This window comes from Methylobacterium sp. WL7, assembly GCF_008040085.1.
Taxonomy (GTDB): Bacteria; Pseudomonadota; Alphaproteobacteria; order Rhizobiales; family Beijerinckiaceae; genus Methylobacterium; species Methylobacterium mesophilicum.
The window spans coordinates 1-12,432 of sequence record NZ_VRVG01000056.1 but is presented as its reverse complement, the minus strand read 5'-3'; the positions used below and the strand labels follow the sequence as shown (position 1 = coordinate 12,432).

Annotated in this window: 12 protein-coding genes and 1 rRNA gene; 5 read left to right on the top strand and 8 right to left on the bottom strand. The window is 69.7% G+C overall.

The window, feature by feature from the left end:
• Window positions 1-15 precede the first annotated feature (15 nt).
• Window positions 16-624 carry a cytochrome b gene (locus FV233_RS15580; RefSeq protein WP_187278121.1) on the top strand — a complete coding sequence of 203 codons (609 nt, stop codon included), beginning with the start codon at window positions 16-18 and terminating at the stop codon, window positions 622-624.
• Window positions 621-1,214, top strand: coding sequence for a YceI family protein (locus FV233_RS15575; protein WP_147897985.1), 594 nt, complete (start codon window positions 621-623; stop codon window positions 1,212-1,214). The genes FV233_RS15580 and FV233_RS15575 overlap by 4 nt, the downstream gene beginning before the upstream one ends.
• 16 nt (window positions 1,215-1,230) lie before the next feature.
• Here FV233_RS15575 and FV233_RS15570 read toward each other — a convergent pair whose 3' ends face one another.
• The 4 genes from FV233_RS15570 to FV233_RS15555 all read right to left on the bottom strand — a co-directional run bounded on the left by FV233_RS15570 (window position 1,231) and on the right by FV233_RS15555 (window position 5,788).
• A complete protein-coding gene (locus FV233_RS15570) occupies window positions 1,231-1,815 on the bottom strand; it encodes a GNAT family N-acetyltransferase (protein ID WP_147854906.1) in 585 nt (194 codons plus the stop codon).
• Window positions 1,815-4,160: an Orn/Lys/Arg decarboxylase N-terminal domain-containing protein gene (locus FV233_RS15565; RefSeq protein WP_147854905.1), complete on the bottom strand. Its 2,346-nt coding sequence runs from the start codon at window positions 4,158-4,160 to the stop codon at window positions 1,815-1,817. Before FV233_RS15565 ends, FV233_RS15570 begins: the two co-directional genes overlap by 1 nt.
• A 106-nt stretch (window positions 4,161-4,266) precedes the next feature.
• On the bottom strand, window positions 4,267-5,076 hold the full coding sequence (locus tag FV233_RS15560; RefSeq protein WP_147854904.1) for a 5-oxoprolinase subunit PxpA: 810 nt from the start codon (window positions 5,074-5,076) through the stop codon (window positions 4,267-4,269).
• 268 nt (window positions 5,077-5,344) lie between these two features.
• A complete protein-coding gene (locus tag FV233_RS15555; protein ID WP_147897984.1) occupies window positions 5,345-5,788 on the bottom strand; it encodes a lysozyme inhibitor LprI family protein in 444 nt (147 codons plus the stop codon).
• 133 nt (window positions 5,789-5,921) lie between these two features.
• Here FV233_RS15555 and FV233_RS15550 point away from each other — a divergent pair, with 133 nt between their 5' ends.
• Window positions 5,922-6,158 (top strand): TonB-dependent receptor, encoded by a 237-nt coding sequence (locus FV233_RS15550; RefSeq protein ID WP_238262911.1) that lies wholly within the window; start codon window positions 5,922-5,924, stop codon window positions 6,156-6,158.
• 130 nt (window positions 6,159-6,288) lie between these two features.
• Entirely contained in the window at window positions 6,289-7,065 is a 777-nt protein-coding gene (locus FV233_RS15545) for a hypothetical protein (RefSeq protein WP_147897982.1), read from the top strand.
• 9 nt (window positions 7,066-7,074) lie between these two features.
• Here FV233_RS15545 and metB read toward each other — a convergent pair whose 3' ends face one another.
• The 4 genes from metB to FV233_RS15525 all read right to left on the bottom strand — a co-directional run bounded on the left by metB (window position 7,075) and on the right by FV233_RS15525 (window position 11,588).
• Window positions 7,075-8,238 carry a cystathionine gamma-synthase gene (metB, locus tag FV233_RS15540; RefSeq protein ID WP_147897981.1) on the bottom strand — a complete coding sequence of 388 codons (1,164 nt, stop codon included), beginning with the start codon at window positions 8,236-8,238 and terminating at the stop codon, window positions 7,075-7,077.
• 208 nt (window positions 8,239-8,446) lie between these two features.
• A complete protein-coding gene (locus FV233_RS15535) occupies window positions 8,447-9,355 on the bottom strand; it encodes an HlyD family secretion protein (protein ID WP_147897980.1) in 909 nt (302 codons plus the stop codon).
• A gap of 8 nt (window positions 9,356-9,363) precedes the next feature.
• The gene (locus FV233_RS15530) at window positions 9,364-9,558 is read right to left on the bottom strand and encodes a DUF1656 domain-containing protein (protein WP_147854898.1); all 195 of its coding nucleotides are present in this window, start codon (window positions 9,556-9,558) and stop codon (window positions 9,364-9,366) included.
• Complete coding sequence (locus tag FV233_RS15525; RefSeq protein WP_187278120.1) at window positions 9,552-11,588, bottom strand: FUSC family protein; 2,037 nt, start codon at window positions 11,586-11,588, stop codon at window positions 9,552-9,554. Before FV233_RS15525 ends, FV233_RS15530 begins: the two co-directional genes overlap by 7 nt.
• A gap of 729 nt (window positions 11,589-12,317) precedes the next feature.
• On the opposite strand from FV233_RS15525, the gene FV233_RS15520 reads away from it, so the two are divergent.
• Window positions 12,318-12,432: ribosomal RNA gene (locus tag FV233_RS15520) — 16S ribosomal RNA — on the top strand; the annotation flags it as partial.

Here is a 12,432-nt window from a genome sequence, read left to right as displayed (position 1 = left end):
GACGGGAGGATGGTCATGGCACCCGACTCAGCGGCGCGGCGCTACTCCGCGGTGGCCATCCTGCTGCACTGGGCGAGCGCGCTGGGCGTGCTCGCCCTGATCGGCATGGGCCTGACCATGACGCATGCCGGGCTGGCGCCGATGCGCCTGTTCCCGCTCTACCAGTGGCACAAGTCGGTCGGGATCACCGTGCTGGTCCTGACCGGCCTGCGCCTGGCCTGGCGGCTGGCCCACCGGCCGCCGCCGCACCCGGCGGCCATGCCGGCCCGGGAACGCCGGGCCGCGGGGGCGGCGCACGCCATCCTGTACGGGCTCCTGATCGGGCTGCCGCTCACCGGCTGGGCGGTGGTCTCGCTTTCGCCGTTCAACATCCCGACGGTCCTGTACGGGCTCGTGCCCTGGCCGCACCTGCCGCTGGCCCCGCTGCTGACCGACCCGGCGGGCGCGGAGGGGGCTTTCAAGCTGCTGCACGCCTACGGGGCGTGGTTCCTGACGGCCTTGCTGGTGCTGCACGTGGCGGCCGCGCTGCGCCACCATCTCATCCTGCGCGACGGCGTGCTGTGGCGGATGCTGCCCGGCCGCGCCGCCGCGATGCCTCCCGAACCCCTGGACTCGACCCGATGACGCTGCGTCTTGCGTGCCTCGCCCTGTGCCTGTCGGCCGTCCTCCCGGGCGCCGTGCGGCCCGCCGCCTCCGCCGAGTGGGCGGTGGATCCGGCCAAGAGCGCGATCCGGTTCTCGGGCGTGCAGGTCGGGACCCCGTTCTCGGGACGCTTCGAGCGCTTCGACGCCCGGGTGGATTTCGACCCCGCCAAGCCCGAGGCCGGCCGCGCCACGGTGCTGGTCGATCTCGGCAGCGCCCGCACCGGCGATGCCCAGCGCGACGCGGCTCTGCCCCAGAAGGACTGGTTCGACGTAACCAGCGCCAGCCACGCGCGCTTCGAGGCCACCCGCTTCGTCGACAAGGGCCGGGGCGACTACGAGGCGGTCGGCGACCTGACCATCCGGGGCATGACGCGTCCGCTGACGCTGCCTTTCCACCTGGCGCTCGAAGGCCCCCAAGCGCATGCCACCGGGCATGTCGGCCTCGTCCGCACCGATTTCGGTGTCGGCCAGGGTGCCTGGGCCTCCGGACAATGGGTCGCCCTCGAGGTCGGGGTCGATATCGAGTTGGTCGCCACGGCCAAGCCCGCCGCTGCGGCCGACGGGCACTGACCGGTCCCGTCGCGTCCTACGTCCCCGGCTGGTCCTCGGATCCGGTGCCCAGCGCCCGCTGCACCATCACGCTGTCCGACCAGCGGCCGTACTTGAAGCCCACCGCCTTCAGGTAGCCGACGCGGACGAAGCCGCAGGTCTCGTGGAGGCGCAGCGACGCGGCGTTCTGCGCGTCGATGTAGCCGATCATTTGGCGGTAGCCGCCGGCCGCGCAGGCCTCGATCAGGGCCGGCAGGAGGCGGCGCCCGATCCCGGCATGGAGGTGGTCGGGATGCACGTAGATCGAGTGCTTGAGCGTGTAGCGATAGGCCGGGCGCTTCCGGAACGGCACCGCGTAGGCGTAGCCCGCCACCTGGCCGCCGCGCTCGGCGACGAGGTGGGGCAGGCGCTTCTTGCGCATGGTCTTGCGCCGGCGCTTCAGGTCGTCGGGCAGCAGGCGCGCCTCGTCGTCGAATTCGGCGACGTTGCCGACGCCCTTGCCGATATGGTGCTCGTAGATCGCCACCATCGCCTCGACATCCGCGTCCGAGGAGGCGCGGATGATGATGTCCGGGCTCGGCCGCGCCGGGATCGGGGCGCCCTCCTCGGGCTCGATCTCCATCAGGCGCCGTCCCGCACGACGTAGGTGTGGAAGCGGATCCGCCCGTCCGGCTCGACCTCGCGGTAGACCCCCTGGATCTCGGCCTCGAAGCCGGGGAACAGGTTGGCCGAGGCCTCGAACATCTTGAAATAGTCGAGCATCGGCTTCGCGCGGTCGTCCAAGCGCTCGCCCGGCAGGACGGTGCCGATGCCCGGCGGGTAGACCAGCATCAGGGTCGAGGCGATGCGCCCCTCGGCCTCTGCGATCGGCACGTAATCGACCTTGTTGCGGGTCAGCATCTGGGCGGCGCGCTTGGGCGGCATCACCATCTCGGGCAGGTGCTCGGGGGCGAATTGCCGACGCTGGAGCATGGAGGTGTTGGCCTCCCGGTGGAAGGCGTGGAACTCGGCGCAGAGGTCGCGCAGGCGCACGCCCCGGTAGCGGTTGGGCCGGCGGTTGACGAATTCCGGCATGGCCTCCTCGAGCGGCACGTTGTCGTCGTGATGCCGCTTGAACGCCACGAGGCCGGAGATCAGGGTTCCGGCCTTGGACGACTCGACGCCCGGCGTCAGCAGGAAGAGCAGCGAGTTCAGGTCGTTCTTCTCGGCCACGATCCGGTTCTCGCGCAGGTACTGCGCGACGATCGGGGCCGGCACGCCGTGGTCGGCATAGGCGCCGGTCCGCCGGTCGAAGCCCGGGGTGAGCACCGTGAGCTTGTTCGGGTCGGTGATCGCGTAGCCCGGCGCGACATGGGTGAACCCGTGCCAGCGGGCACCGGGCTTCAGTTCCCAGTGCCGCGGGTCGGAGGCGAGCTCGTCGGTGGGCACCTTCTCCCACGGCACCTCGGCCCCGTCGGCGGTGCTGGTCACGTCCGGCACGAACGGGTCGAAGAACCACCGCCGCAGCGGGTCGGCCTCGTTCTCCTCGAATTCCCGCCGGATCGCCCGGACCTTCTTGCGCCACTCGATCCCGAGCCGGATCGTGTCGTCCCACAGGATCATGCCCGATCGGCCCTTCATCATCTGGGCGCCGACATCGAGGGAGGCGAACAGGGGATAGAACGGCGAGGTCGAGGCGTGGACCAAAAAACTCTCGTTGAGGCGCTTGTGCTCCACGCGGCGGGTCTGGCCGCGGATATGGCCGTCGCGGGTGTGGATCTGCGAGGCCTGTGAGAAGCTCGCGAGCTGCTTGTGGGTCGATTGCGTGGCGACGATGCCCGGCGAGGTCTCGTCGAGGCCGGTGAGCCCCATGGCGAAGCGCCGGGCGAACAGCGGGTGGAACTTCATGAAGCCCGCCCAGGCCTCGTCGAACAGGATGTAGTCGCAGAGGTGGCCGATCCGCTCCAGGATCTCCTGCGCGTCGTAGATCGTGCCGTCATAGGTGCATTGCTCGATCACCGCGACCCGGAACGGCCGCTCCCGGCGCCAGGCCTCGGGGTCGGTGACAAGGGGGTTGGCACGGATCTTTTCCCGGATCCGGGTCTCGTCCAGGGCCTCGTGATAGATCGGACCGATCAAGCCGAAGGCGTTCCGGTCGGTCTCCAGGAAGATCGGGATGCCGCCGCCGAGGAACAGGGCGCCGTGATGGGCCGCCTTGTGGTTGTTGCGGTCGAACAGAACGAGGTCGTCCTCGGCCACCAGCGAGGACAGGACGATCTTGTTGGAAGCCGAGGTGCCGTTGAGGACGAAGTAGGTCTTCTCCGCCCCGAAGATCTTGGCGGCCTCCTTCTGGGCCTTGAGCGCGGGCCCCTCGTGGGTCAGCAGGTCGCCGAGGTCGAGCACCGAATTATCGAGGTCGTCGCGGAAGATCGCCTCGCCCAGATGCTCCACGAAGATCCGGCCGATGGGGGACCGGTTATAGAAGATGCCGCCGTTGTGGCCCGGGCAGGTCCAGAGCTGGTTGCCCTTCTCGGCATAGTCCACGAGCGCGCCGAAGAACGGCGTCTTCAGGGTCTCGGCATATTGCGTCACCCGGCTGACCAGGCCGCGGGCGATGAATTCCGGCGTCTCTTCCGCCAGGAAGATGTAGCCGTCGATGAAGTCCAGGAGCTCGACCGGGATGTCCTCCAGCCGCTTGCGGCGGACCATGATGACGATCGGCATCTCCAGGCCGCGCTTGCGCATCATGTCGATCAGCGCGGCGGCCTTGCCGTCGAGGCCGCGCTTGCCCCAGTCGACCACCATGCAGCCGATGGCGGCATCGGTCTGCACGGCGATCGCCGCGTCCTCGACCCGCCGGGCCCGCACCACCTCGAAGCCGCGATTCTCCACCGCCGCCAAGATCTGGGCGACGCGCGCGCCCTCCAGGTCGTCCGGATCGAAGGCGGGGGCGCACATCAGAACCGTGAAGCGACGGTGGAAATCCATAGGGCCTCTCAAAGCCTCGTAAGCAGCGAGTGGCTTTCTGGCCCATCTGCGACGTTTGCATGACGGTGAGCCGGATCGCGGCCGAAACCGAACGGAATCGGCGAACTCAGGCGCCGGTCGAGTCGCCGACCGCGCTACCGATCGCGCTACCGATCACCTGGGCCATCGGCCTGATGGCGATCCCCAGGGCGGCCAGGTCGGACCGCACCCGCGCGGCCATCGCGACCGCGCCCGGTGTGTCGCCGTGGACGCAGATGCTGTCGATTCGGGCCGGGATGCGTCGCCCGGACAGGCACGTGATGGCGCGGTCCTCGATCATCCGCACCACGCGCTCTGCCGCCTCGGCCGGATCGTGCAGGACCGCGCCCGGGAGCTTGCGCGAGACCAGGTTGCCGGTCTCGGCGTAAGCCCGGTCGGCGTAGATCTCCCGGGCCAGCGGCAAACCGAGCCGCTCGCCGGCCCGCTCGGTCTCGAGGCCGGGCATGACCACGAAGATCAGGTCGCGGTCCAGCGTCCGGATCGCCCGGGCGACCGCCAGGGCGAGATCCGCGTCCGCGTTGGCGATGTTGCCCAGCGCCCCGTGGGTCTTCACGTGCCGCACCGGGCAGCCGGCATCCTGGGCCAGCGCCAGGAGGGCGCCGACCTGGTAGAGCACGGCCTTCTCGACATCGGCCGGGCGCTCGCCGTGGATCGGGCGCCGGCCGAAGCCCCAGAGATCGAGGAAGCCCGGATGCGCCCCGGCCTGGACGCCGGCGCGGGCGGCGAGCGTCAGGGTCTCGTGCATGACCAGCGGGTCGCCGGCGTGGAACCCGCAGGCGATGTTGGCCGAACTGGCGATCGCCAGCATCCCGGCATCGTCGCCCAGGCGATAGACGCCGAAACCCTCGCCCATGTCGCAGTTCAGGTCGACGATCATCCGGGTCCCTCGCAGGCTCAGCGGCCGTGCGCATTCAAGGGTCGGACCAGTTGCTCTGCCTCCGAAGGGCTTGGGCGTTGCGCGAACGCTAAAATATCCACCCTGTCATTCCGGGGCGCCGCAGGCGAGCCCGGAATCTAGAAACACCGGTCGAGCAGGATCTTGCGCCGGTGGTGGCTCTGGATTCCGGGCTCCGCTGCGCGGCCCCGGAATGACAGGGTGGTTTATCCTGCGCTTATTGCGCTCACTCGGAGGCAGGTACGGTCCTCTACTGAAGCGGGTACCGGCTCAGAATATCGTCGGTCCGCTGGACGGTCTTGTCGTACTTGCAGGCGTAGAGAGCAGCGGTGGTGCCGCTGCCGTTGTTCCACTCGCTGAAGGTGAGGTCGCCGCAATCGGCGTCCCGGAAGGCGATCCAGGCGCGCTGGGCCGCCGTGAACTGGGCCTTCCAGGTCGCCTTGGCGTCCTGCGGACGGTCGTCCTGGTCGATGACCGACAGGGCCTTCCTGTAGGCGGCGTTGAGCTTCGCGTCGGCAGCGTCGAGGGCCTTGTGCAGGCAGGTCTGGGTCTCGGGTGTCGAGGTCGCGGCCTGGCACAGCTTGGCCGAGGGCTGGTCGGCCCGGGCGCCCGCGCAGGGAAGTGCGCAGGTCCAGAGCGTGGCAAGGGCGAGGATCCCGGCAGAGCCGGCGACGGTGAAGGGGTTCGAAGGCATCGCGGTCTCCCCGGAGGCGAATCAGGCCGGCGCGGATGCGCGGCCGGACCGCGGAACGCTGGCCGGAAAGGCATGAACACTTCTTTGGCATGCCGGAACGCTTGGACTGCCGGGCCTGACCGTCGACGGGGCGGTGATCTACACCGGGCGGCAGTATGTCGACCTCGCCAACAGCCAGGCGCTGCCGGGCTGGACGCGGCTCGATCTCGGCCTGCGCTACGCGACGACGATCGACGGGCGCCGGACCACCTTCCGGGCCAACGTGCTGAACGTCACCGGCACGCGGTACTGGACCGGAGTCGCCTCGTTCGGGACGTTTTTCCAGGGCGGGCCGCGCACCTACCTGCTGTCGATGTCGGTCGACCTGTAGATGTCCGAGGGGGCGGCCGCCTGCCTCGGTGGCGATGTTTCACGGGAAACACTTTCTTAAGTCTGCCGCCGCGAACCTGTGGCCCGGATGCCGTCGCCTTCCCGTGCGTCGCGCGCTAGCACGGCCGGACATGACGGCATCGACCACGACATCGACCTGGCGCGACCAGAAGAACGCCAAGGCCCGGGCCAGGCTGGAACGGGCCCTGCCGGCGATCTTTCCGGCCCCAATCCTGCACCACGCGCTGACGCGGCCGCTGACCCCGCCGACTCCCCGCCTGGCGGTGGAGAGCTACTGGCGCAACCACATCCTGCGGGCCGACCGGCTGGCCCGCGCCCTGGCCGCGCGCTCGGGGACGCCGGAGTGCTGGACCTGGCAACTCGGCGAGGGCGGCGCCGGCGGTCGCCCGGCGAGCTTCCGGATTCCACCCGCCCCGTTCCGGGAGGCGGCCTTCGCCCGTGGTCGCGGCGCCTGCTGCATCTGCGGCCAGCCGGTCTACCGGTTCGGCTGGCACCGCGACCTCTGGGGGCAGGGTGTGCCGAACGGCAAAGCCGCCTGGCACACGGCCTGTGTCGCCGCCTGGAAGTTCTGGATCGCGCCGCACGAGCAGGTCCGCGTCCTGAAGCGCCATCAGGGGCATCGCTGCAAAGCCTCCGGCAAGCGGCTGCTGCGCACCGCGGAGGTGGACCACGCCGTGCCGCTCTACCGGGTCTGGCGCGAGCACCGCGACGCGCCCTGGCCGGAGCTGCTGGGGTACTGGGGCGTGCCGAACCTGCAGGTCGTCAACCGGACCGCCCACGTCCTGAAATGCCGGGACGAGGCGGCCGAGCGCTCGCAGATCCTGCGCCTCTCCCGGTACCGGGTCGTCGAGGATGAGTCCGGTTTCAGCGTGGTCGAGGAGGAGTGAGCCGCCGGCTCAGCCGCGCGTCACCGCCTCCAGGCCGTGGGACAGGTCTGCCAGCAGATCGTCCACGGCCTCCAGGCCGATCGACAGGCGCAGCAGCCCGTCGGTGATGCCCGCGATGGCGCGCGCCTCGGGGTCCATCGCCGCATGCGTCATGGTCGGCGGGTGCGCGATCAGGCTCTCGACCCCGCCCAGCGATTCGGCCAGCGTGAACACCCGCAGGGTCTCCACCAGGGTCTTCACCGCAGCGCGGCCACCGGCCAGTTCGAAGCTCAACATGGCGCCGAACCCGGCTTGCTGCGCCCTGGCGATGGCGTGGCCCGGATGGGACGCGAGGCCCGGGTAATGGACGCGGCTGACCGCCGGATGTGCATCCAGGAAGGCCGCGAGCTGCCCGGCGTTCTGCTGCTGGCGCTCCACCCGGACGAACAGGGTGCGGATGCCGCGCAGGGTCAGGTAGGCGTCGAGCGGCGAGCCTGTGACCCCGATCGTGTTCGCCCAGGCCGCGAGGTCGTCGCCGACCGAGGCCTCGGCGGCGATCACGGCCCCGCCGATCACGTCCGAATGGCCGTTGAGGAACTTGGTCGTGGAGTGGACGACGAGATCCGCCCCGAGGGCGATCGGCCGCTGCAGCGCCGGCGACAGGAAGGTGTTGTCGACCACGGCCAGGGCGCCGACCGCCTTGGCCGCATGGGTGACGCGGCGGACATCCACGACCCGCATCAGCGGGTTGCTCGGGGTTTCGACCAGCACGACCTTAGGTGACTGAGCGAGCGCTGCGGCCAAGGCTTCCGGGTCGGTCTGGTCGACGAACAGCACCCGGTACTGCCCGCGGGCCGCGCGGAGGCTCAGCAGCCGGTGCGTCCCGCCGTAGCAATCATGCGGCGCGACCAACAGGTCGCCGGGACACAGGCTCGACAGGGCGAGATCGATGGCCGCCATGCCGCTCGACACCATGACGGCCCTGGCGCCGCCTTCGAGCTTGGCGATGGTGTCGGCGAGCTGGTCGCGGGTGGGGTTGCCGAGCCGCGAATAGTCGTAGGGCCCGGGCTGCTCGAAGGCGGGAAACTTGAAGGTCGTCGAGAGGTGGATCGGTGCGATCACGGCGCCGAAGGACGTATCCTGGGCCACCCCGTTGGTCGCCGCGATCGTGCGGGCATCGAGTCCCTCTGGCATCGGGTCGTCTTTCCTGCGCCGGAATTCGGACCGGCGCGCATGGCCGGCCGGGTCGTCGGCGCGTTCTTTATGCCGAACGGAACAGGCTTTCAAGAGAACGAGCTACGCGGCACCCGAGCGAACATATTACGGGCCGGACAGGATCGCTGCCCCGTCTCCGGCGCGTCTCCCGATTGCCGATACCCGGTGACGCGAAGCCGTGGCGTCGTCACGGCAGGAATTCCAGCCGGGACAGCAGCCGGTTGCCGGCCACTGCCTCGCCGACGCCCACGCTGCAGGTCATGCCCGCCGCGAGCGTCACCCCCGGCGGCACCGCGTCGATGTGGATCCGGACGGGAATGCGCTGCGCCAGCCGCACCCAGGTGAAGACCGGGTTGACGGTCGGCAGGCCGAGATGGTCGGGGCTCTCGTTGGCATCGGCAATGCCGTGCCCGATGCTCTCCACGTGCCCGGAGAGGGGCGGCTCGAAACCCATCAGGCGGATCTCGGCGCGCGCGCCGATCGCGATCCGGGACAGCTTGGTCTCCTCGAAATACGCGGTGATCCAGAATCCCTCCGCATCGATCACCGAGACGCGGGTCGTGCCGGTCGTCGCATAATCTCCCGGCCGCAGCCGGAGGTTGGTGACGTAGCCGTCCACAGGGGCCCTGATCGTGGTGCGGTCGAGGTTGACCTCGGCGAGATGGGCGGCGGCGACCGCGGCGTCGTGATCGGCACGCGCGATCGCCGCCATACCGTTGGCCTGCTCGACCACTTCGGAGGCCACGACACCCGGGCTCAGCTGGTTGCGCCGGCGCGCCGCCGCGGTTTTCAGCGCCGCATCCTCGCGCCTGGCCAGGACCACGGCCTGTGCGCTGTCGAGCGCCAGCCGGAAGCGGTGCGGATCGATCACGTAGAGGATGTCGCCCCGATGGACGAAGTGGTTGTCGACGGCGCGCACGTCGACGACCGTACCCGAGACCTCGGGGGTGACCCGCACCACTTCGGCGCTGACCCGCCCGTCGCGCGTCCAGGGCGCGAGCATGTAGGTACGCCACAGCGCGGCGAGCAGCAGCACCGTCGCGGCGACGACGGCGAGGGTCAGCGCGGGGCGGAGCAGGCGCTTCAGGACCGTCATGGCGGCACTCACACGAGGAGGATGAGAAGCGCGACCGTCGCGAGCAGCATCGCGAATTCCAGCAGCGCAGGATGCCAGGCGAAGCGCAGCACCCCGGCCCGGTCTAGGACGGCCCGAAGCCCCGCGAAGAGCGGGATCGCCGCGACGAGGTAGACGAGGATGGGCGGCAGGTAGACGCCCCCGATCGCGACCTCGCTCAGCATGGTGCGCTCCGGTGGCGGTCGAAGGACCAGTCGGGATGGGCTTCGAGCAGCACGGCCATGTCGGTCAGGCAGGCGGCGACCCGATGCGCCGCCGGCCATGCGCGCGGATCCTCGATCGACCGCGCGGCGATCTCGGCCGCCGCCGCCGCGAGGGTGTCGCGAGCCTGCCGCGGTGCCCGGGATGCCTCGGCCAAGGCCTGCAGGGTCAAGGCTTGAAGGGTCATCGTGCGGAGCATCGCCGGTGCGGTGGAGCGTCCGGCTGCATCTCGGGCCCGCATTGCCGCGCGACCGAGATGCAGCAGCCCGATCCCGTCCCCCATGATGGCCGCGCCGGCCGGATCGGCCCTGAGGCTCTGCGCGATGCGGGCCAGACGGTGATGCTGAAGATGCTCCCAGACCTGCCGGTGCTCAGGGGGATCCGAATCCAGGAGCGCCAGCGCGTCGCGGCGCAGAGCCGCCCGGATGCGGCGCGCCTGCCGCCGGGGATCCTGCGGGAGGAGCAGGCGGAAGACGAGAAGCGTCACGAAGACCGCGGTGACCCAGCCGAACGCCTGGTTCAGGAAGGCCGGCACGCTGAACGTCATCGGGTTGGTGGCGCCGACGAGGGTGTTGAACGCAACCAGATAGGCCAGCCCGGCCGGCGCGTGGCGCGGAAGGGTGGTGGCGTAGAGGCCCGCCATCCAGAACGGCGCGATCACCGCGACCAGCAACGGGAAACCCTGCACGCGCGGCATCAGGCCGAGGGCGCAGACGAAAGCGGCCGGCACGGCCAGGATCGTCCCGGTGATGAACGCGACGGCGCCGGCTGCCGGGTTGCCCGTCATGGCGAGCAGGACCGTGTAGGGCGCCAGGATGAGCAGCAGGAGCGACCAGTCGTTCCAGCCCGTCGCGATCCCGAAGGCGCCCGCGAGCGGGATCGCCAGTGCGGAGCGCAGGCCGTTCTCCGTCGCCGCCCCCCAGTCCCGATGGAAGCGGAACGACCGCTCCGGTCTCGCGGGGCTGCCTTGCGTGCGTGCCATGGCCGACACCGCCGACCCGTAATCCTCGACGAACGCGACGAGCCGGTCGAGCGCGATCAACGAGGGGGCTGTTCCGGGATCCTCAGTTTCGGCGCGCGCTACGCGCGCCTGAAGGGCGTCGCGCAACGCGGTGATCCGCTCGAGGGCATCATCGAAACGTCGAGCTTCCAGCGCGCACAGGATCCGCGGGAATTCCGTGACGACGTCGCGGTGCGCGGCGGCGAGATCCGGGGGCGTCCACCGATCGACGGCATGCAGGTCCGACGTGCCCAACAGCGCACCGAACAGGGCCGCGATGGTCTCTCGAAGCACGCCCTCCCGCCTTGCGATGTCCGGGGATTCGGCCCGGCTCAGGTCCACCAGATCGTCGATCGCGAAGAGGCCGGAAACCTGAGCCGCGGTCGGCAGCGCGGTCGGCTGCGATTTGCCGCCCAGCCGCTCCAGGGCGATGCCGGCGATCGCGGCGCATTGCCCGACCAGGGCAGTCTCGAGCGCGATGCGGGTTGCGCGCCTGCTCGACAGGGCCGTCACCACCCCGAGGCAGGCCACGCCGACCGCGACGGTCGCCATACGGCCGAGCACGGCGTCCAGCGCCCGCTCGGGCATCTCCAACGCGCCATACGTGGCGAGGCCGACCGTATAGCCGGCCACCGCCGCGCCGGAGGCCTGAAAATGACGGAGCAGCGTCGCCGCGCCGGTGCAGAGACCCAGCCAGAGGGCAAAACCGAGGATGAACAGGAGGGGGGCCTGGATGAACAGGCCCATGAGCACGAGCGCGGCCATCCCGCCGATCGCCGTGCCGACGAGGCGCCATCCGCCCTTGGCCAGGACCGCGCCGTGGTTGGCGTTGGCGACCAGCAGGACCGTCGAGGCCGCCGAGTAGGGCGTCTCCAACTGCAAGCCGAACGCGATGCCGAGGGCGAGCGTCGCAGCGACGGTCGACCGCAGAACGTAACCCGCGCCGGGCGTCAGGATGTCGATCGCGAGGAGGCGATCGCGGGCGTTTCGCACCAGGGCGGAGTTCCGCCGCGCCCGGTGGAGACCAGAACCGGTCAGGCGGGGGTGATCGGCAGGGTCGCCGTGAGGATCGCGTGTTGGCTGGCACATCGAACAGGGGGAGAGACCATGACGGGCAGAGCGCCGGCGCCTTAAGTCCTATCATCCTACCTATGCTGGACGTGCGGTCAATCCGTGCTGCGGCTCATGGAACGATCATGCCCGCACCTGTAGAAGCTCAAGACGGCTACCGACGCCGCACGACAACGCCACCACTCCGGACGCGACCCAGGGTCCCGGCGCTCGGATCCCAGCGCGACATGGCCCGCAGGTGAGGCCACGCTCGACACGATCTGACGCGGCGGTTTCGGTGCGACGCCGGCAAAGGGGTGGTTGACATGGGAATGCGGGGCGTCTTATACGGCGCCTCCCGACGCGGTGGCCAAGCAAAGGCGAGCCGGTCGGACGGACTTTCCGAAGATTTCAGTGGGACTTGACCGGGGCAGCCTGGTGGTTTACTGGTCTCTTCAAGGTACTGACGAAGGTCAGTTCCGCTCTTTGACAAGTGAATACGAGAAAGAGAAGCGTGGACGGCGCTTGTCCTTGCGGATCCGACGTGAGTCGGGTCGTCAAGAGGATGCGAGCTGTCATGCGCTTTTTGGAAGCTCACACGGTTCGGGTGGAAACGCCCGGATCAATGTGAGCCTTCGTCAAGATGACGTGATCAGCTTTGATCAATCTCTTCAACGTGAGAGTTTGATCCTGGCTCAGAGCGAACGCTGGCGGCAGGCTTAACACATGCAAGTCGAGCGGGCACTTCGGTGTCAGCGGCGGACGGGTGAGTAACGCGTGGGAACGT

What these genes read in the sequence shown, in the direction of transcription:
- FV233_RS15555 (WP_147897984.1), bottom strand. Translation starts at nt 5,788, where the DNA reads ATGCCTTCGAACCCCTTCACCGTCGCCGGCTCTGCCGGGATCCTCGCC.
- FV233_RS15565 (WP_147854905.1), bottom strand. Translation starts at nt 4,160, where the DNA reads ATGGATTTCCACCGTCGCTTCACGGTTCTGATGTGCGCCCCCGCCTTC.
- FV233_RS15570 (WP_147854906.1), bottom strand. Translation starts at nt 1,815, where the DNA reads ATGGAGATCGAGCCCGAGGAGGGCGCCCCGATCCCGGCGCGGCCGAGC.
- FV233_RS15575 (WP_147897985.1), top strand. Translation starts at nt 621, where the DNA reads ATGACGCTGCGTCTTGCGTGCCTCGCCCTGTGCCTGTCGGCCGTCCTC.
- FV233_RS15530 (WP_147854898.1), bottom strand. Translation starts at nt 9,558, where the DNA reads ATGCTGAGCGAGGTCGCGATCGGGGGCGTCTACCTGCCGCCCATCCTC.
- FV233_RS15560 (WP_147854904.1), bottom strand. Translation starts at nt 5,076, where the DNA reads ATGATCGTCGACCTGAACTGCGACATGGGCGAGGGTTTCGGCGTCTAT.
- metB (WP_147897981.1), bottom strand. Translation starts at nt 8,238, where the DNA reads ATGCCAGAGGGACTCGATGCCCGCACGATCGCGGCGACCAACGGGGTG.
- FV233_RS15580 (WP_187278121.1), top strand. Translation starts at nt 16, where the DNA reads ATGGCACCCGACTCAGCGGCGCGGCGCTACTCCGCGGTGGCCATCCTG.
- FV233_RS15535 (WP_147897980.1), bottom strand. Translation starts at nt 9,355, where the DNA reads ATGACGGTCCTGAAGCGCCTGCTCCGCCCCGCGCTGACCCTCGCCGTC.
- FV233_RS15545 (WP_147897982.1), top strand. Translation starts at nt 6,289, where the DNA reads ATGACGGCATCGACCACGACATCGACCTGGCGCGACCAGAAGAACGCC.